A 16,722-nucleotide genomic window follows, 5' to 3' on the forward strand; every position below is an offset into this window, starting at 1 on the left:
TTGCGTTGACAGCCATGATCATTCATTTCCTGTTGGGGTCATGAAGATTCTCGCAATATCCGGCAGCGCCCGGCGCGATTCCACCAACACGGCCATGCTGCGGGCGATCCGTGCCATAGCGCCCAGCGATATCGAGGTTTCGATCTTCGACGGCGTGGGGCGGTTGCCGGTATTCTCGCCTGATCTCGAGGGGAAGAATGTCCCGGAGGCGGTGCGGGATTTCATCGATATGATCGCTCAGAGCGACGGGGTGATCATTGCCAGCCCGGAATATGTGCGATCCATTCCCGGCGGCCTCAAGAATGCGATCGACTGGCTCGTATCGGGAGATGAGATCGTCCATAAACCGATTGCCCTGCTGCATGCATCGCATCGGGGCGACGACATGCTGGCCGGTCTTCGCACCGTTCTCGCGACCATCACCGACCGGTTCGCGGGCGATATCTTCCTTCGACTCCCTCTGATGAAACTGGATCCAGCCGAGGTGGTTCGGAGATTCGAGATGGCAGATAACCGTTCGAAGGTGCAGGCCTATCTTCAGGCCTTTTCGGCCTATTGCATGGCAGACAGTAAGACCGCCTGAAGCTCGTCCGCTTCATCATCGCACATCCATCAGCAGGCCGCTCTCGAATGTCGTTTTTTCGTGAAGCGTGTGCAGAATGACGAGCGGGGCTGCGAGTAGCGCGGCGAGGATGAAGGCGGAGAGGAAGTGTCTCGTCAGGAGACGGAGGATAGGTCGGATCATCTTGATCTCCAGCTGCCGCGAATATTCTTTGTGCTGGACCTCAACAATTGCAGCAGCATGACCGGCTGCCTTGCAAGCTCCGCAATGCTGCCGCAACCCTTGTGGCAGACAGAGGGGGAGAGCGAGACAATGGACGGGCGATGCGGATACTGCTGATAGAAGATGAGAGGGAGCTGGCCGAGGCGCTGTCGGCCGCACTCGGCAAACATGGGATCGTCACTGACCACACGATGCATCTGGCAGACGCCGTCGAGCTCACGCGGCAGAATGGCTACGATGCGATCCTGCTCGACCGGCGCCTGCCCGACGGGGAGGGGCTGAGCTTCATTCCGGAGCTCAGGCGGACGGGCAAGGATACGCCGATCATCGTGCTGACGGCGCTGAACGAGCCGAGGCAGCGGGTGGAAGGGCTCGATCTCGGCGCCGACGACTATCTTGGCAAGCCGTTCCTGGTGGAGGAGCTGATGGCGCGGCTCAGGGCTGTGCTGCGGCGATCGCCTGAACTGGCCGAACTCAAGATCACGGCCGGACGGATGGTGATCGACCCGCTGCATCTGAGTGTCACCGTCGATGCCGTGCCGCTGGACCTGCCGCGACGCGAACTTCTGGTGCTGGCGGCACTCGCAAGGCGCAAAGAGAAGACCGTGCTGCGCTCGACACTGGAGGCGGCGGTTTATAACTACGAAGAGGAAATCCAGTCGAATGCGCTCGACGCGCATATTTCTCGGCTGCGCAAGCGGCTGATCGATGCCGGCGCCGGCGTCGCGATCCATAATATCCGCGGCGTCGGTTATCTCATGAAGGAAGAATGATGGCCAAGGCGCAATACGCCAATCCGTCGCTTTGGTGGCGGCTCAGCTGGCAGCTCAGCATTGTCTTCGTCGCAGTGGTGGCGGCGGTGATCTTCGGCCTCTGCGTTTATGGCGCCACGATCCTCTCCCCCAATGTCGCACTGGAGGATCATATCACCGCGGTTCTGGCCCGGTCCGTCACGCTCGATGCGCAGGGCCAGCTTGAAATACGCGATACGCCAGAGCTGGCGTCGCTCAAGGAGCAGTATGACGGGCTTTGGTATGTCGCCGCCACGACGAACGGTTCTTCGGTATCCTATGGCGCCATTCCTGCAGCCTATAGTGAACTTGCGCATCTCACCCATTTGTTCCAGGGCGCAGACATCAGGGGATCGGTCGGCACCAACGAGATCGCGTCCGTTGAAAACGTGGAGACTGCCATAGGCGAGCTCCGAGTTCTGTTTGGCGGCGTCGCTGACAAGGGTTGGCCCGTTCTTGTCCTTATGGGCGCCGTCTATCCGATCTATGTCTCGCTGCTCACCGTCGCCTTGCCGGCGGTTTTTCTTGCCGTTCCGCGAATTGTCAGGCGTGCCCTGGCCAGTGTCAGCGAGGTTGCCCGCAAGGCATCGGAGATTGAACCTCGCCGCTACGATGCACGCCTGCCTCTGGACGGCATCCCCAAGGAGGTGGCCCCGCTGGTGATTGCCTTCAACGAGGCGCTTGACCGGCTGGAAAATGAATTCCGCAAACGGCAACACTTCCTGATCGATGCCGCGCATGAACTCAGGACGCCGATCGCGATCATGCAGACGCGGATCGACGGAACACCCGAGGGCCAGGACCGCAGGCGATTGCTCGATGACGTCGCGCGCCTCGCCGAGACTGCCGAACAACTGCTCGATTTCGAGCGTAACAATCAGGCGATCGATCTGCACGAAACGATCGATCTCGTCGAAGTCGCCCGAACGGTCGTTGCCGATCTCGCACCGCTGGCGATTGCCGACGGCTATCAAATCTCGTTCCTGAGCGAGGCGGAGAGCCTTGAGCGCCGGGGCAGCCCTTCCGCGCTGCCACGGGCTATGAGCAACCTCGTGCGCAACGCCATCGACCACGGTGGCAACAGGGGGATGATCACGGTTTCGGTATCGCGCTCGCCTCCCGGCGGCGGCCGGATCAGTGTTGCCGACGAAGGGCCGGGTATTCCGGCCGAACATCGGGAGCTGGTGTTCGAGCCTTTCTATCGCGTCACCCCGAAAAGCAGGGGCGCCGGTCTCGGCCTCAGCCTGGTCAAGCAGGTCGCCGCAAATCATGGCGGCGAGGTCAGCATCGAGAGCAGTGCTGTCGGGACGCGGGTGACGATCGAACTCGCATAAGATCGGGACTGCTGAGCAGCATCCACCTGGGTCTGACCAGGATGGGCTCTGGGAAGAAAACGGTAATGTTGCGGCAATTCTCGACCGTCACTTTCCGCCCGACACTAGAGCGCCGCGCGTCCGAGAAGACGCGCCAAGGACGCTCTAGCGCTTTAAACCTGCGCATAATCCTTTTCCGAGAATCGATTTCGATTTTCGGGGTTATGCGCTATCGGCGACGGAGGCCAGACAGCGTGCGCAGCAATCCATTCCCATTTTCCTTCCCCGTGGCGTCGAGAGGCTTGTCCTTCGCTCTGCCGCTGGCGCTCGCCATGGCCGCGGCCGGGTGCAGCTCGGTGCCACTGAAGGAGGCCGGCACGCTTTCTTCCTACGGCAATCTCGGCGCGCCGAAGGGCAAGCTGTCGAAATCGCGCGTCTATGTCGATGGGACGCGCCTTAGCCCGGCAAAGACGGTGAGCATCGTGCCGACAACCTTCGCCTTCAGCGCTGCGACCCGCGTCAGATCGGACGCCGACCGCGTGATGGTGGCGAACGCGCTGGACCGGGCGCTCTGCATTTCGCTCAGCGACAAATATCAGCTGGTCTTTGCCGGCCAGCCGGCGGATTTGACGATCCGCTCCGTCGTCACCGACATCGTGCCGACCAACAAGGCGATGGCGGGTGTTTCGACCGTCGTGACCGTCGGCACCGGTTTCGTGCTGCCGGTGGGCGTGCCCCGCTTGCCGGCCGGCCTCGGCGGACTGGCGGTCGAGGCGGAAGCCGTCGACAGCGGTGGTGTCCAGCGGGCGGCGATCGTCTGGTCGCGCGGAGCAAACTCGCTGCAGAACAACCCCCGCGTTTCCGAAGTCGGCGACGCCTATAGCCTGGCTTCGAAATTCAGCAGCGAGTTTTCCCGCATGCTGATCAAAGGCAAGGAGGCGAAGGGATTGGATATCTCGCTGCCCTCAGGGCAGCGGATGAAATCCTGGCTCGGCGGAAAACCGAAATACGCCGCCTGCGACGCCTTCGGCCGGCCGCCCGGACTGATGGGGGCCGTGGCCGCTAAATACGGCGCGCCGCCGCAATGGACCGAGAAGAAGCCGAAACCGGCCGCGACCTATTGAGAGACGATGCACGGCGGCACCGACTGCCGCCGCGACCAGCACTCAGCCCGCCCCAGGCTGACGGGACGGACGGAGCAAAGGCGGGCAAGGCCTGTGCTCCGTCCGTCTGGAATTCCGTCGCGCTTCACGTCAGCAGGCGGTTCCGGCCCTCTGCCAGAAATACAGTTTGATCTGATCGGGCCTGTCGGAGGGATGTGGGCCGCGCATGAACAATTCGCCGCCATTGCGCTCGATCACGCGCCGCGAGGCGTCATTGTCCTCGTTGCAGAGGATGACGAGTCGGTCGAGGCCTTCCTTCGCCGCGACTGCCAGCAGAAGAGTCAGGGCGGCCGTCGCGTGGCCATTGCGCTGTTTCCACGGCACGACGGAATATCCGACATGACCCGATACGTCGGGCGGCAGCTCCTCGCTGCACGCTTGAAAGCGCAGGCTGATGCTGCCGCAGAATTCGCCGTCCCAGATCCAGAACCGGCGGGTGGTGAGAGGCGGCGATCGGGATCCGATGCATCGCCTGCCATCAGCAATGAGATCGCCGAGGAACTTCGCCCGGTCCTGGCGCAGCCGCTGAAGTTCACCGCGAACATAAGCTTGGTCGCCCGTTCGGCGCGGAGACCAGCCGGCGGCGAGCGCCGCTTCGAAGCCCGACAGGTTTTCCAGTTCCGGCGGCAGCAGGACGACAGGCCCGGCGGGCCTTGCTGTATCTCCAGATGTCATTTCGCACCCAGGTCGGTGTCGCCTAGCCAATCAATCTTGGTCGCGCAGGCAAGCATGACCGGCCGGCGATTGAAGCTGTGCAAGGGGCTTCCGGGTATCAAAAAAAGCCCCGCATCGTCATGCGAGGCTTGCTCCGATGGATGGGCCGGATTACCGGCACTGGCGGCGCGGGCCGTAGTTCGGCTGGTAGGTATTGTCATAGGCGCGGTATGACCGGTAGCGGCTATAGCAATACTCCGCATGCGAACCAGAACTATAGGTGCGCGCGCGCGGCTGCGAAGCGATGATGCCGCCGATGAGGGCGCCGGCTGCCAGGCCGCCGATGATGGCGCCGTTGTTGTCATGTCGGCGATACCGGCGATCGTAGCGGCGATCCGAGCCATAGCGGTCGTCGCGGTCATAGCGGCGGTCGCGGTAGCTGCGGCGGTCGCGGTCGCGATCGTTGTCACGGTCGCGATTGCGGTAGGATCTGCGGTTTTCGCCGTCGCGCGAGCAGACGATGGAGTATGGATTGCAGGCGACGGTCATGATTTTGGCATCGCTATTTTGAGCCGCCGGTTGGGCCGATAGCATCGGGCTCGGCACGAAGATCGGGGCCGCCGAGGCCGGCATTCCCGAGAAGGCCGTCGCTATCGACAGGGCAATGATGCCGAATTTGTTCATTTCACTCACCTTTGGATGTATCGGGGGATAACGCGGGGGAAGGGAATAGGTTTCATTTTGGATGGGGAGGGGTTATGTATGTGCGTATCTGCTAACCTACCGTGCTTTCATACATATAGAGCTGGTCGATAGGGGGCAAGGCGATTTGCTCTACGGCGTGACAGTCTACGGTGTCCCTAGGAAAGCCGCGTAACGGGCTTTCGGCTATCAGAGCAAGCCCCGCATCTTCGTGCGAGGCTTGCTCTGATGGATGGGTCGGATTACCGGCACTGGCGCCGCGGGCCGTAGTTCGGCTGGTAGGTATTGTCATAGGCGCGGTATGACCGATAACGGCTATAGCAATACTCCGCATGCGAACCAGAACTATAGGCACGTGCGCGCGGCTGCGAAGCGATGATGCCGCCGATGATGGCGCCGGCTGCCAGGCCGCCGATGATGGCGCCGCTGTTGTCGTGGCGGCGATATCGGCGATCATAGCGACGACCATATCGGTCGTCTCGGTAGTAGCGGCGGTCGCGGTCGTATCCGCGGTCGCGATAGTTGTGGCGGTCACGGGAGTATCTGCGGTTATCGCCATAGCCAGAGCAGACAATGGAATAGGGGTTGCAGCCGACAGTCATGATCCGGGCATCGCTATTGCCCGGCACCGGCTGAGCTAATTGCACCGAACTCGGCACGAAGACCGGACCTGCCGAGGCCGGCATTCCGGAGAAGGCCGTCGCGATCGACAGGGCAATGATGGCGAATCTGTTCATTTCACTCACCTTGGGTCAACGGATCTATCGACGGGGTAACGCAGGGGAACGGGATTGGTTTCATTTTGGGATCGAATGAGGCGGCGTATGTGCGTTTGTGCTAACATGATAGGCCTGTGCATCACTACCGGACGGCACGAACCGACCGGTCCTAAAACGCTGGACAGCTTTGCCACGGCCAATGGGCGGGAATGTCTGAGAAGATCGCACCGACGACACGGCGCAGACGAACTTTACTCTTATCGGAGCTCAATGAGGACGGCTCGTTCGGGGAGCGGCATGTGCGTCGAAAGCGCGACATTGATGGCACCAGCGTGCGACACCATCCGTCGGGCATACGCCTGGCCCTTCGGCTATCCGATCATGCGGCAGCCAGCCGGCTCGTCAGCCTTTTTCGACCAAGCCATCACTGGGCGCTCCACCATGATCCACGATACCAAAGCGGTGAGTACGGATAACGATCCAGGGACGAGCATCGTAAGCGGGCCGCGCGAGAAGAAGTCACCGACGCCCAAACGGGCGCTCAATGCAAAGAACCGCCCAGACCGGAAGATGGAAGAGATAGGCGCCGTAGCTGATCCGGCCCAAGCCGCTGAGAGATCTTTCGCAAGGATTTTGAGAAACTGCCGTTTTGAAGCCACTGCCACGATTGCGGCCAGCGGCAAGACGAGGGCGGCCTCGAGGACGACCCATTGAACGAGGTTTCCTAAGTCAAAAGCGATTTGCATGATAGATCCAGCCAAACCATCGCGGAGCGCTCCCAGGGATATGACATCGAAAGACGTTGACGCAATAGCAATCTCTCTTGAAATCATAGGGCGCTTTCCCGTGTTCAATATTAAAACGGCGGTCAACCTCTGTGTAACTAAGTATTAACTTCGTTTGGTAACCAGATATTAAGACTTTCATTGAGCCATGTTGCTATTTATGTTTTACTGCGCCGGAAAATACTCTGAATAAGGGGCTTCCACATGGCGAAACCGACGCAATACATCATCATGGAGCCGCTGGGTGGTATGACCGATCTCGACTCCATACGCATGAGGCTTGCCGAGGTCGGGCTGGCCCGCGAGGCATTCTCCCTGGATTCGGATGCAGGCCGGCTCAGGCTGACCTTCTGGGAGCCGGATCGAATTGAGGCATTGCGCATATTGGCGCGGCTGGATCATTGCAATCCATGATGGTCGGGCACCCTCCGGGAAGAGAGAAACGTGACGTGCGCGATCGGCAGAGAATAATTTTGAAGGGGAGCAAAGACAAAATGACTACGATCAGTTTCCGACGTCCCAAGCCGTCGGTGTGGAGCCGTGTGGTCGAGGCGCTTCGTGCGCTGTTTTTCGCTGGCGTATCCGGAGAATGGCATTGGCACGGCGATGTCATGCGTCGCCGGCTTTCCGACGGCGCGATTGTGACCAGAGAGCCGACTCCGGGGGAGATTTACAACAGGGACAGAGGTCTGGCTTCGTAGGGCCTTCCCCGCGGCGCGCTTTTCACCCTGCCACCATCTCCCGCTACCATCGCCCTCTCTTCGAGGGCACGATCACCAATGGCAGAACTGACGCCGAGGCAGCGCCTGTTTGTGGCGGAATATCTGAAGGATTTGAATGCGAAGCACGCGGCGGTGCGGACGGGGTATAGCGGAAAGTCGCGTGCCAATGGCAACCGCTTGATGGTGAATGAGGCTGTGCGGGCGGAGATTGAGAGAGCCTTAGCGCCACGTCTTGCCGAGATGGAGACTTCCGCCGAGTGGGTGCTTGTCGCCATTGCCGACATCGCGTTTGGTGATGTCCGTGACGTGTTCGATGACGAGGGGCCGCTGAAAACGTCTCGCGCTATCAGCCTCACCTTCCGCCGGCCAGCAACCGAAGCTGGCTTTCGTCGTGCACACCCTGACGGTAAAGCTCGATGATGAGGGCGCCTAGGCGATCGGCCTCTTTGCCTGATCGATCGATCTTTAGCCCGCTACAGAGAGCTTCATGGACACGCCTGCACACATCGAGGTCCTCGGAGGCGAGCGGTTCGTCACGCGTGCTGAACAGCTTGTCTGACATCGCAATCTGCCCTTTTTGGATGCCGTGAATCGCTTTGGTGAAAAAAAGATAATTTCACGATCTTTGCTCTGCAAGATGGGCGAAGGTCCGACATTCAAAAACAATTCGGGGCCTCGCGCGGGAAGACGCGCGAGGGCTTCAGGGCATGGATATGAGACCGCTCGGCCTGTCGGCCTGGTCGACAGCGTGCGCGTGCTACTTGATTGCGGGGTCCTTGGCGCCTTGCTGCTGCGACAGGCGCAGCTCTTTCAACCGCTTGGTTTTTTCGAGGCGGGCCCGCTGCTCAGCCTCGATGGTTTCCTTGGCGGCGCGCTCGGTGTTTTCGAAACGATCCTGCCGGTAAGCCTTTGATGAGGGTTCACGTTCTCTTTTCATGGCCGCTAAACGCAAATCGGCGAAAACGGTTTCATGGGAAAATGAGTCTCTGGCTGTCAATCGATCGACATGGCCAGAACGCCGGCCTGTAGGATGGCAAGCCATCGTGACAACCGGGCGCCTGATCGGCGCCCGGCAACATCACGGATTAGCCTTTGATGAAGGCGAGGATGTCGGGGTTGATGATGTCGGCATGGGTGGTGCACATGCCATGCGGGAATTTCTCGTAGACCTTCAGCGTGGCGTTCTGCAGCAGCTTGGCCGAGAGCAGGGCGGAGTCGGCGATCGGCACGATCTGGTCGTCGTCGCCGTGCATGACGAAAGTCGGCACGGTGATGATCTTCAGGTCTTCGGTGAAGTCTGTTTCCGAAAAGGCCTTGATGCCGTCGTAATGTGCTTTGGCGCCGCCGATCATGCCCTGGCGCCACCAATTGTTGATGACCGGCTCCGATACTTTCGCGCCCGGCCGGTTAAAGCTGTAGAACGGACCTGCAGGCAGGTCACGGTAGAATTGCGAGCGGTTGGCGGCGAGCTGCTTGCGCAGGTCGTCGAAGACCTCGATCGGCAGGCCGCCGGGATTGGCATCCGACTTCACCATGATGGGCGGCACGGCGCCGATGATCACGAGCTTGGCGACGCGGCCCTGCGGCTGGCCGTGGCGGGCGACATAATGGGTCGCTTCGCCGCCGCCGGTGGAATGGCCGACATGGACGGTGTTCCTGAGATCGAGATGCTCGACGACGGCTGCGGCATCGGCGGCGTAGTGATCCATATCGTGACCCTCGCCCACCTGGGTGGAGCGGCCGTGGCCGCGCCGGTCGTGAGCAACGACCCGGTAGCCCTTCTCAAGGAAGAACAGCATCTGGGTATCCCAGTCGTCGGAGCATAGCGGCCAGCCGTGATGGAACATGATCGGCTGGGCGCTCTTCGGCCCCCAATCCTTGTAGAAGATCTCGATGCCGTCCTTGGTTGTGACTGTGCTCATCTCTTGGCTCCGTTGTTTGGGTTGGATTGGATTCATGCGGTCAGAAGTTTGCGCCGTTGCCGGCAGAATTGGCAAGGCCACGAGCGCGGTTGCACCGGAGGCTGGGGCAAGAAGGTCGCGCCTGAGGGGATCAACCGGCTCTGAGTATGCTGATGTGCTTATTGAAAGGCTCTTTCTATTCTATTGATATGACAGAAGTTTGTACGTCTCCGCGAATTGGACGCGCAGCGCCCGTCCATCTGGCCTGACGGGACGGGGATTTGGCGATCAGCGCCTGGCTGTTTCGTGCTGCGAACATTCCTTGATCCCCGGTATGTCGGCCTGTTGGACACCTCAGGCAGGTTCGTCATGGCGTAGCGAAGGCAGCTGATTTGACGGGCGAATGTCTGCAATGAGCCAATTTTTTGCCGTTCGTTCAAGATATCTGTCCGGGTAGTTCAATATATATGTCCGGCTAGGTGTGTTGGCATTCTCTGCGTTGCACGCATTACAGACCGCCGCTGGCGCTCACTTGAACGCGGGTCTACGCCCAACCATCTAATCCTCACACAACAGCACAATGGCGAACCGTCGCAATCGCGACCGCTTCGCCGGCGGCGGGACGGCCGTTATTGCCGCCTGAGGATCAAATAATGGGTTACATGGATAAGGACATAGCGCCTCAGAATGATGGGGCGCTGATCGATGCCTATTCGCAATCGATCGCAGCAGCAGTCGATATCGTCGGGCCGGCAGTCAGCCGGATCGAGAGGGTGGGAGGCCGCCAGGGGCACGGTTCTGGCTTCGCCGTCTCGCCTGATGGGCTGATCATCACAAACAACCATGTCGTCGACGACGCCAAGGTCGTTCGCATCACCACGCCTGACGGCTTCGTTACCGAGGGCCGCGTGCTCGGCCGCGACGTGGATACCGATATCGCCCTCATTCGCGCCAATACAAGCACTGGCGCCTGGGCGAAGCTTGGAGACTCCCAGCGCCTGCGCAGGGGGCATATCGCGATCGCGATCGGAAACCCGCTCGGCTTCGAATGGACTGTTACCGCCGGTATCGTCTCGGCTCTCGGCCGGTCGATGCGGGCGGCAAGCGGCCGGCCGATGGAGGATGTCATCCAGACCGATGCGGCGCTCAATCCCGGCAACTCGGGCGGGCCGCTGGTGTCGTCAGGCGGAGAGGTGATCGGCGTCAACACCGCCGTCATCCAGGGCGCGCAGAGCATCGCCTTTGCCGTGGCGTCGAATACGGCCAATTTCGTGGTTTCGGAGATTCTGCGCTATGGTCAGGTGAGACGCGCCTTCATCGGTATAGCCGGCGATACGATCGTGCTGCCGCGCCGGGTGGCGCTTGCGGCAGGCACGACACAGACGACCTCGGTTCGCATCCGGCGCGTCGAAGCCGACGGGCCGGCGGCAAAGGGAGGGTTGCAGGAGGGCGATTATATTCTCGCCATCGATGGCAGCCCGGTCGGCGGCGTCGACGATATCGTCCGATTGATGGATGGCAGCAGGATCGGCAGGGATACGGAGATTTTGGTGTTCTCGGTGGCGGGTCGGATCGAGAAGAAGATCTTGCTGCCGATGGCGCGCTGACGACGCGCTTCGGCGCCATGACAAGACATCACCTAACGTCAGGCGCTGACGGCTTCCTGCTCCGTCTCTGAAAAATCCACCGCCGCAAAGGCTGCTGCCAGCACCTCCGGCCCGGCGCCGGTTTTTGCCGCATCGGTCGACAGGATCTGACGGTAGCGCCTTGCGCCGGGCAGGCCGGTGAAGAGGCCGACCATATGGCGCGCCACGTGCTGCAGCCGGCCGCCGCTGGCGATGTGGCGTTCGGCATAGGCCATCATTCTGTCACGCAGGGCCTCCCAGTCCGGTTCGGCCGCAGGCGCACCAAAGAAGCGCTGGTCGATATCGGCAAGGATCGCGGCATTCTGATAGGCGGCGCGGCCAAGCATGACGCCGTCGACATGTTCGAGGTGGGCTGCGGCCTCGTCGAGCGTGCGGATGCCGCCATTGATGCCGATGAAGACGTCGGGCCAGCGCTGCTTCATCCGATAGACAATCTCGTAGTCGAGCGGCGGGATTTCGCGGTTTTCCTTGGGGCTCAGGCCCTTCAACCAGGCCTTGCGCGCATGGATCCAGATCGCGTCGGCGCCGGCATCGAGAACGCGGGTGATCAGCTCGGGCAGCGCCTGTTCCGGTTCCTGCTCGTCGACGCCGATCCGGCATTTCACCGTCACCGGCACGGTCGCAACCCTCTTCATCGCTGCAATGCATTCGGCCACCGTTTCCGGCGTCAGCATCAGGCAGGCGCCGAAGGTGCCGGACTGCACACGGTCGGAGGGGCAGCCGACATTGAGGTTGATCTCGTCATAACCGTAGGGTTCGGCGATCTTCACCGCCTCGGCAAGTTTTGCCGGGTCCGATCCGCCGAGCTGCAGCGCTAGCGGATGCTCGGCGGCGTCATGGCCGAGCAGCCGGTCGCGTGGGCCGTGGATGATCGCATCGGCCACCACCATCTCGGTATAGAGCAGCGCCTCGCGGCTGATCTGCCGGTGGAAATAACGGCAATGCCGATCCGTCCAGTCGATCATCGGGGCGACCGCAAAAATTGGCCTCTTCTGCGTCATCGACGTTCCATTGTTCGTTGTTCCCGAGCGCTGCAGCGCGGCGCCCCACCGCCGCAGGGGCGGGCATCCATAAAGGGCGCATATAACACTTGCCAATGCGATCGACAAATGACCGCCGATCACCACAAACAGAAACGGCGCCCCTTGCGGAGCGCCGTTCATGCCGCCGAAGCGATGTCTAACTTACGAAGCCGAGATATTGACAGCCTTCGGGCCCTTGCCCATGCGGTCCGGCTCGGTGTCGAAGGTAACCTGCTGGCCTTCGCGCAGCGACTGGATGCCAGAAGCCTGCAGCGCAGAGATATGGACGAAAACGTCCTTTGCGCCGCCGTCCGGCGTGATGAAACCAAAACCCTTGTCCTGGTTGAAGAATTTTACGGTGCCCTTGGTGGCCATTGGGATCGTCCTTTTCCCTTAGTCTGTGTAGTATCCGCGCCCCCGAGAGGAAGCGGACGGCTTTAGCTTTCGCCCCGATCGATGGGACGAAGGGTCAGTCGGAGAAGTCACGTACGGGGAAAGAACGTCTACGTAGGCGGGTAGTCCCGCGCCGCCTTCCAAACGGAAGGGATTACCACATCAGTCCAGTCACCGGCATGCAAATGCCCGAGTAAGTCAATTCGTGCCAGCATTTCGGGCAAAAAGCAAGCGGGATTCTTTTGGCATACCTGCATCGATGTCGGGAAATGCCGAAGATTCAGATACTTGACGGTGGGTTAACGGATTCTTGCAGGGCTGTGCCATATCGGGATTCCGTGCCGAAACGGGATGACCGGCGGATTCGATAGCCGGCATGGATTTGTTCGTGGGGCGGTCGGGGCGACACGCCTCGAAGCACATGGGCGGGTGACTGGGTCGCGCCTACTGCGCGTCACCCAGCAACGCGCTCAGGCTCCATGGATTATCACCCTTCTGGTTGGCGATGTCGTCGACCTTCCAGCCGCCGTCTTCGCGCACCAGGGAATAGAAGAGCGTCACCTCCTCGCCGTTTTCGAACTGCACTTCCACCTCGGCCTTGTCATCCAGCAGGATCGGTTGGCCGATCCTGACGTCGCTCGCCACGCCGTCCTGGCCAGCGATGACGGGATCGAAGTCGATCGCGCCGACATCGCCCTCCGGCGTGTTGTCGAGATCGGCCTGGAGGAGTTCGTTCAAGTGGTCTGAGAAGAAGATCGAATAGGGCGAGGGCGCCTCGGCGTCGCTGTTGTCGGTGTCGTAGCTGTAGAGCGCCGTGAGCAGTGCCTTCGGCGTCTTGTAGGTTTGCGCCAATGCGGGAAAGGCTGCGACCGCCGACACGGCGAGGGCGAGGATGAATGTTGGCAGACGCATGCGGGCTCTCCTCGGATGAGCGGTGAATCATAGCGGAATCGGGCACTGAGGTGGAGCGGCATTTTTGGGAGGGGCTTGGCCCGAACTCCCTCTTCTCCCCAACGGGGAGAAGATGTCCGAAGGACAGGTGAGGGGCCCGCACGGCACACCCTCATTGTTGATCTATTGCTCTTCGCGTATGCTGAGCGTATTCGCGGCTTTGCCGCTCACCCCCTCAACCGCCTGCACCTTCTCCCCGCTGGGGAGAAGAGATTCGTGGTGGCGCCTTGTTCCGACGCATCTCTGCGTCGCAGGCAATCCAGTCGCGGCCTAGATCAATGCCTCATGTGACAGCGCAAACGACGGCTCGAAGACGTCCTTCACGGCGAGCGTGAAATCGTGGCTGGTGACGTTTCCAGCCGCGTCGTAGGCTTCTGCAGTGAAGGTCAGGCTGTGGGTGCTTTCGTAGTCGATTGCGGCCTTTGTCTGGATCTTGTTGCCGACGAGTTTGAAGATGCCGTCGGCATCGTCCGTCAGCCGCCATTTTACCGTGCCGCCTTCCGGATCGCGCGCCGAGAGAAGGCCGACCGAGGTGCCGATCGCGATATTCTCGGAGACCGAGCTGCGCGAGAAGGCGAGATTGGTCGGCGCCTTGTTGACTGGGGCTTCGTTGACGTCGAGGACATTGATCGTGATGTCCTTTTCGACCGTGACCGTGCCATCGGAGACAGCCACCTTGATTGTGTGCGACTTGTCCGTCTCGTAGTCCAGCGCCTTCGAGGTGACAATGCGGTCGCCCTTTATCCGGAAGTGATCGTTCGCCCCGTCGATCAGCGTATAGGTGAGCGCGTCGCCATCGGCGTCCTTGGCGCTGAGCAGGCCGACCGTGGTCCAGATCGGCGTGTCCTCGGAGAGGGCGGTTTTCGAGAGCTGGATGTTGGTCGGCGCGTTATTGGTGCTCGTGAAGGTTCCCGTGGCAAATTCATAGACGCCGTCGGCAAAACGGGCGAATTCGACGTCGGTCAGGATATCCTCACCGTCCTGCCCGCTCAGGCTGCTCACGATGTGGGATTCGATGTCGTAGCGGTAGCCGAGCATATAGTCGGCGAACTTAGCGGAGAAGACCGCGGTGTCGGTGCCGGCGCCGCCGTCAATGATGTCGTACCCGCCGCCGCCCTCGAGAATGTCGTTGCCGTCGGTGCCCGTAAACTCGTCGTCGCCACTGCCGGCCTTGACGTCAATGCTTGAGCCATAGCCGGTGATAAAAGCTCCGTGGTCTCCCAACTCATCGGAAAGATCGAGGTGGGCGCTGTCCGTTATTGCCAGTGAGGGGCGAGAAACAACGTCGAACGGATTGATCGACCCGACAATGCTATCAAAGCTTTCGAACTGCGCGCTCGAACCGGCAACCTGAAATCTTGCAGTGTCAAGGACTTCGAAGTTCTCGATCGTCAGGCCTCTCAGATCGGGGGCTTGCAACGTATCAAATCCGTCACCGCCATTGATTGTTCCGGAAATCAACGGAGCGAATGGCTGCACGATGACGACATCGCTGCCGTCGCCGGCGTCGATGTTCAAGACTTCCGGGACGAGCCCGAGATCCGGAGAGAAGTTGCCAACATCACCGTCGGTGATCGTATCGTTGCCGGCGCCGCCTTTAATGACATCATTCCCGCCGTCGCCGAAGATCTGGTCATTGCCGGCGCTGCCATGCAGCGTGTCATTGCCAGATCCTCCATGGAGATGATCGTTTCCGGCGCCGCCGTTCAGCGTGTCCGCGCCGTCACCGCCGGAGATCGTGTCGTTGCCTGCGCCCGTCGTGAGCGTATCGTCGCCGCTGGAGCCCGTCACATTTGCGGAGCCCGAGCCCAGTTCGTCGGAAAGGTCTACCGTTCCGGAATCCGAGATGACCAGGGTGGCCGCGACGAGGGGATTGAGCTCGGAGTGGCGAATGACGTCGTAAGCTTCGAACTCCGCGCCGGTCTTGGTGATCGTGGCGCCGTTCGTCTCCAAGATATTCAAAGGGTTACCTGGATCGGTACTGTCGCCGGTGAAAGTTCCGGTGGCGAAATCGTAAACACCATCGGCAAAGCGCGCGAATTCGACGCCCGTCAGCGTATCCGTACCTTCTAGCGCGCTCGTGACGACATCCCTGCCATTTTCCAATGCAAGGGAATAGTCGGAAAAATTACCGGCGAAAACAGCCGTGTCGGTGCCGTCGCCACCATCGAGCTCGTCGTCGCCATCGCCGCCGGTCAATTTGTCATTGCCGCCGCTGCCGTCGAAAATGTCGTTGCCGCCGCTGCCGTCGAAAATGTCGTTGACGTCGCTGCCCGCAAATACGTCGTCGCCGTCGCCGGTCTTGACGTCAACGCCGGAGGGATTGTTCCAGCCCGAGACATGAGCTCGGCGGTCCGCCAGCTCGTCGGAAAGGTCGAGGTGGGCGCTGTCCGTCACCTCCAAAGAGGCGAAGGAATTGAGGATCGGATCTGTCGACCCGAGGATCTTATCAAAGCTTTCGAACTGCGCGCTCGAACCCTTAACCGTGTATGGCCAGGTTTGAAGGACCTCGATGTTCTTGATCGTTAGACCGTCGAGCGAATAGGCCTGCAGCGAATCGATCCCGGCGCCGCCATCGATTGTTCCTGATTTCTGTAGTCCGAAATTCTCCAAAACTATGGAGTCGTCACCGTTGCCGGCGTCAATGTCCAAAAAGTCCGGCTGCGAGCCGCTGTCAGGTATTGGCCAAGCACTGTTACTATCGTATATGTAATCGTCGCCGTCACCGCCGATCAACTTATCATTGCTGCCACTGCCGAAAATTGAATCGTTGCCGGCGCCGCCACTCAACGTGTCTATGCCGTGGTTATCCGAGATGGTGTCGTTGCCCGCGCCCGCCGTGATCGTGTTGTCGTAGTAAGAGCCAAACACGTTCGCTGAGGCGGAGCCCAGTTCATCGGCCAGATCCGCCACGCCGGCATCGGAAACAACAAGAGTGACCGGTGCGGAAGGGTTGGCGGCGGAGTCGCGGATAACATCGTATGCTTCGAACTCAGCGCCGGTCTTGGTAACTGTGGCGCCGTTCGTGTCCAGAATATTCAAGGCCATATATTTCTTTTCCCCAAAAGATGCTTTGTACTCGGCAATATGAGACATCCGCGAAAGAACTGTTTTATTGCTCGGCGGACGACAACCCCTCGGGGATCTATGCCAATCCCCGATTAAGTTTTCAATGC

Annotated in this window: 19 protein-coding genes; 7 read left to right on the forward strand and 12 right to left on the reverse strand. The window is 60.5% G+C overall.

The window, feature by feature from the left end; translation table 11 throughout:
- Nucleotides 1-40 precede the first annotated feature (40 nt).
- On the forward strand, nt 41-583 hold the full coding sequence (locus A6U98_RS22525) for an NADPH-dependent FMN reductase (RefSeq protein WP_064652882.1): 543 nt from the start codon (nt 41-43) through the stop codon (nt 581-583).
- 15 nt (nt 584-598) lie between these two features.
- Here A6U98_RS22525 and A6U98_RS37255 read toward each other — a convergent pair whose 3' ends face one another.
- Nucleotides 599-745 carry a hypothetical protein gene (locus tag A6U98_RS37255; protein WP_197496426.1) on the reverse strand — a complete coding sequence of 49 codons (147 nt, stop codon included), beginning with the start codon at nt 743-745 and terminating at the stop codon, nt 599-601.
- Nucleotides 746-885: 140 nt separating this feature from the next.
- Here A6U98_RS37255 and A6U98_RS22530 point away from each other — a divergent pair, with 140 nt between their 5' ends.
- From A6U98_RS22530 to A6U98_RS22540, 3 genes are all read left to right on the forward strand, one after another.
- Nucleotides 886-1,557, forward strand: a complete 672-nt coding sequence (locus A6U98_RS22530; protein ID WP_064652883.1) for a response regulator transcription factor — start codon at nt 886-888, stop codon at nt 1,555-1,557.
- Nucleotides 1,557-2,909 carry a HAMP domain-containing sensor histidine kinase gene (locus A6U98_RS22535; RefSeq protein ID WP_064652885.1) on the forward strand — a complete coding sequence of 451 codons (1,353 nt, stop codon included), beginning with the start codon at nt 1,557-1,559 and terminating at the stop codon, nt 2,907-2,909. Before A6U98_RS22530 ends, A6U98_RS22535 begins: the two co-directional genes overlap by 1 nt.
- 203 nt (nt 2,910-3,112) lie before the next feature.
- Nucleotides 3,113-4,012 carry a DUF3313 domain-containing protein gene (locus tag A6U98_RS22540; RefSeq protein ID WP_064652886.1) on the forward strand — a complete coding sequence of 300 codons (900 nt, stop codon included), beginning with the start codon at nt 3,113-3,115 and terminating at the stop codon, nt 4,010-4,012.
- A gap of 129 nt (nt 4,013-4,141) precedes the next feature.
- Here the strand turns inward: A6U98_RS22540 and A6U98_RS22545 are convergent, their stop codons facing one another.
- The 4 genes from A6U98_RS22545 to A6U98_RS22560 form a co-directional block, all read right to left on the reverse strand.
- Entirely contained in the window at nt 4,142-4,726 is a 585-nt protein-coding gene (locus tag A6U98_RS22545) for a GNAT family N-acetyltransferase (protein WP_064652888.1), read from the reverse strand.
- A 150-nt stretch (nt 4,727-4,876) separates the two neighbouring features.
- Nucleotides 4,877-5,389, reverse strand: a complete 513-nt coding sequence (locus A6U98_RS22550) for a BA14K family protein (RefSeq protein ID WP_064652891.1) — start codon at nt 5,387-5,389, stop codon at nt 4,877-4,879.
- A gap of 260 nt (nt 5,390-5,649) precedes the next feature.
- Nucleotides 5,650-6,144 carry a BA14K family protein gene (locus A6U98_RS22555; protein ID WP_064652893.1) on the reverse strand — a complete coding sequence of 165 codons (495 nt, stop codon included), beginning with the start codon at nt 6,142-6,144 and terminating at the stop codon, nt 5,650-5,652.
- 353 nt (nt 6,145-6,497) lie between these two features.
- On the reverse strand, nt 6,498-6,959 hold the full coding sequence (locus A6U98_RS22560) for a hypothetical protein (RefSeq protein ID WP_245304557.1): 462 nt from the start codon (nt 6,957-6,959) through the stop codon (nt 6,498-6,500).
- A 156-nt stretch (nt 6,960-7,115) separates the two neighbouring features.
- Between A6U98_RS22560 and A6U98_RS22565 the strand changes: the two genes are divergently transcribed.
- A complete protein-coding gene (locus tag A6U98_RS22565) occupies nt 7,116-7,325 on the forward strand; it encodes a hypothetical protein (RefSeq protein WP_064652896.1) in 210 nt (69 codons plus the stop codon).
- A gap of 365 nt (nt 7,326-7,690) precedes the next feature.
- Nucleotides 7,691-8,053 carry a terminase small subunit gene (locus A6U98_RS22575; protein WP_064652899.1) on the forward strand — a complete coding sequence of 121 codons (363 nt, stop codon included), beginning with the start codon at nt 7,691-7,693 and terminating at the stop codon, nt 8,051-8,053.
- On the opposite strand, the gene A6U98_RS37755 is transcribed toward A6U98_RS22575, so the two are convergent.
- The 3 genes from A6U98_RS37755 to A6U98_RS22585 all read right to left on the reverse strand — a co-directional run bounded on the left by A6U98_RS37755 (nt 7,986) and on the right by A6U98_RS22585 (nt 9,555).
- Nucleotides 7,986-8,195 carry a hypothetical protein gene (locus tag A6U98_RS37755; RefSeq protein WP_026158730.1) on the reverse strand — a complete coding sequence of 70 codons (210 nt, stop codon included), beginning with the start codon at nt 8,193-8,195 and terminating at the stop codon, nt 7,986-7,988. The two genes, A6U98_RS22575 and A6U98_RS37755, sit on opposite strands and share 68 nt — an antisense overlap.
- A gap of 195 nt (nt 8,196-8,390) precedes the next feature.
- The gene (locus A6U98_RS22580; protein ID WP_064652901.1) at nt 8,391-8,675 is read right to left on the reverse strand and encodes a hypothetical protein; all 285 of its coding nucleotides are present in this window, start codon (nt 8,673-8,675) and stop codon (nt 8,391-8,393) included.
- A 43-nt stretch (nt 8,676-8,718) separates the two neighbouring features.
- On the reverse strand, nt 8,719-9,555 hold the full coding sequence (locus tag A6U98_RS22585) for an alpha/beta hydrolase (protein WP_064652903.1): 837 nt from the start codon (nt 9,553-9,555) through the stop codon (nt 8,719-8,721).
- Nucleotides 9,556-10,187: 632 nt separating this feature from the next.
- Here A6U98_RS22585 and A6U98_RS22590 point away from each other — a divergent pair.
- Nucleotides 10,188-11,141, forward strand: coding sequence for a trypsin-like peptidase domain-containing protein (locus tag A6U98_RS22590; protein ID WP_064652905.1), 954 nt, complete (start codon nt 10,188-10,190; stop codon nt 11,139-11,141).
- Between the two features lie 38 nt (nt 11,142-11,179).
- Here A6U98_RS22590 and dusA read toward each other — a convergent pair whose 3' ends face one another.
- The 4 genes from dusA to A6U98_RS22610 all read right to left on the reverse strand — a co-directional run bounded on the left by dusA (nt 11,180) and on the right by A6U98_RS22610 (nt 16,594).
- The gene (gene dusA, locus A6U98_RS22595) at nt 11,180-12,181 is read right to left on the reverse strand and encodes a tRNA dihydrouridine(20/20a) synthase DusA (protein WP_064652907.1); all 1,002 of its coding nucleotides are present in this window, start codon (nt 12,179-12,181) and stop codon (nt 11,180-11,182) included.
- Between the two features lie 183 nt (nt 12,182-12,364).
- Entirely contained in the window at nt 12,365-12,577 is a 213-nt protein-coding gene (locus A6U98_RS22600; RefSeq protein WP_003540801.1) for a cold-shock protein, read from the reverse strand.
- Between the two features lie 462 nt (nt 12,578-13,039).
- On the reverse strand, nt 13,040-13,507 hold the full coding sequence (locus A6U98_RS22605) for a DUF3828 domain-containing protein (protein WP_064652909.1): 468 nt from the start codon (nt 13,505-13,507) through the stop codon (nt 13,040-13,042).
- A gap of 309 nt (nt 13,508-13,816) precedes the next feature.
- On the reverse strand, nt 13,817-16,594 hold the full coding sequence (locus tag A6U98_RS22610; RefSeq protein WP_064652911.1) for a metal-binding protein: 2,778 nt from the start codon (nt 16,592-16,594) through the stop codon (nt 13,817-13,819).
- Nucleotides 16,595-16,722: the final 128 nt, after the last annotated feature.

The sequence above is a fragment of the Rhizobium sp. WYCCWR10014 genome (assembly GCF_001657485.1).
Taxonomy (GTDB): Bacteria; Pseudomonadota; Alphaproteobacteria; order Rhizobiales; family Rhizobiaceae; genus Rhizobium.

Bases quoted from the DNA above. Each gene is read 5' to 3' on its own strand.
- A6U98_RS22535 (WP_064652885.1), top strand. From the start codon at position 1,557: ATGGCCAAGGCGCAATACGCCAATCCGTCGCTTTGGTGGCGGCTCAGC.
- A6U98_RS22525 (WP_064652882.1), top strand. From the start codon at position 41: ATGAAGATTCTCGCAATATCCGGCAGCGCCCGGCGCGATTCCACCAAC.
- dusA (WP_064652907.1), bottom strand. From the start codon at position 12,181: ATGACGCAGAAGAGGCCAATTTTTGCGGTCGCCCCGATGATCGACTGG.
- A6U98_RS22600 (WP_003540801.1), bottom strand. From the start codon at position 12,577: ATGGCCACCAAGGGCACCGTAAAATTCTTCAACCAGGACAAGGGTTTT.
- A6U98_RS22580 (WP_064652901.1), bottom strand. From the start codon at position 8,675: ATGGCTTGCCATCCTACAGGCCGGCGTTCTGGCCATGTCGATCGATTG.
- A6U98_RS22550 (WP_064652891.1), bottom strand. From the start codon at position 5,389: ATGAACAAATTCGGCATCATTGCCCTGTCGATAGCGACGGCCTTCTCG.
- A6U98_RS22605 (WP_064652909.1), bottom strand. From the start codon at position 13,507: ATGCGTCTGCCAACATTCATCCTCGCCCTCGCCGTGTCGGCGGTCGCA.
- A6U98_RS22590 (WP_064652905.1), top strand. From the start codon at position 10,188: ATGGGTTACATGGATAAGGACATAGCGCCTCAGAATGATGGGGCGCTG.
- A6U98_RS22530 (WP_064652883.1), top strand. From the start codon at position 886: ATGCGGATACTGCTGATAGAAGATGAGAGGGAGCTGGCCGAGGCGCTG.
- A6U98_RS22555 (WP_064652893.1), bottom strand. From the start codon at position 6,144: ATGAACAGATTCGCCATCATTGCCCTGTCGATCGCGACGGCCTTCTCC.
- A6U98_RS37255 (WP_197496426.1), bottom strand. From the start codon at position 745: ATGATCCGACCTATCCTCCGTCTCCTGACGAGACACTTCCTCTCCGCC.
- A6U98_RS22565 (WP_064652896.1), top strand. From the start codon at position 7,116: ATGGCGAAACCGACGCAATACATCATCATGGAGCCGCTGGGTGGTATG.
- A6U98_RS22560 (WP_245304557.1), bottom strand. From the start codon at position 6,959: ATGATTTCAAGAGAGATTGCTATTGCGTCAACGTCTTTCGATGTCATA.
- A6U98_RS22610 (WP_064652911.1), bottom strand. From the start codon at position 16,594: ATGGCCTTGAATATTCTGGACACGAACGGCGCCACAGTTACCAAGACC.
- A6U98_RS22540 (WP_064652886.1), top strand. From the start codon at position 3,113: ATGCGCTATCGGCGACGGAGGCCAGACAGCGTGCGCAGCAATCCATTC.
- A6U98_RS37755 (WP_026158730.1), bottom strand. From the start codon at position 8,195: ATGTCAGACAAGCTGTTCAGCACGCGTGACGAACCGCTCGCCTCCGAG.
- A6U98_RS22575 (WP_064652899.1), top strand. From the start codon at position 7,691: ATGGCAGAACTGACGCCGAGGCAGCGCCTGTTTGTGGCGGAATATCTG.
- A6U98_RS22585 (WP_064652903.1), bottom strand. From the start codon at position 9,555: ATGAGCACAGTCACAACCAAGGACGGCATCGAGATCTTCTACAAGGAT.
- A6U98_RS22545 (WP_064652888.1), bottom strand. From the start codon at position 4,726: ATGACATCTGGAGATACAGCAAGGCCCGCCGGGCCTGTCGTCCTGCTG.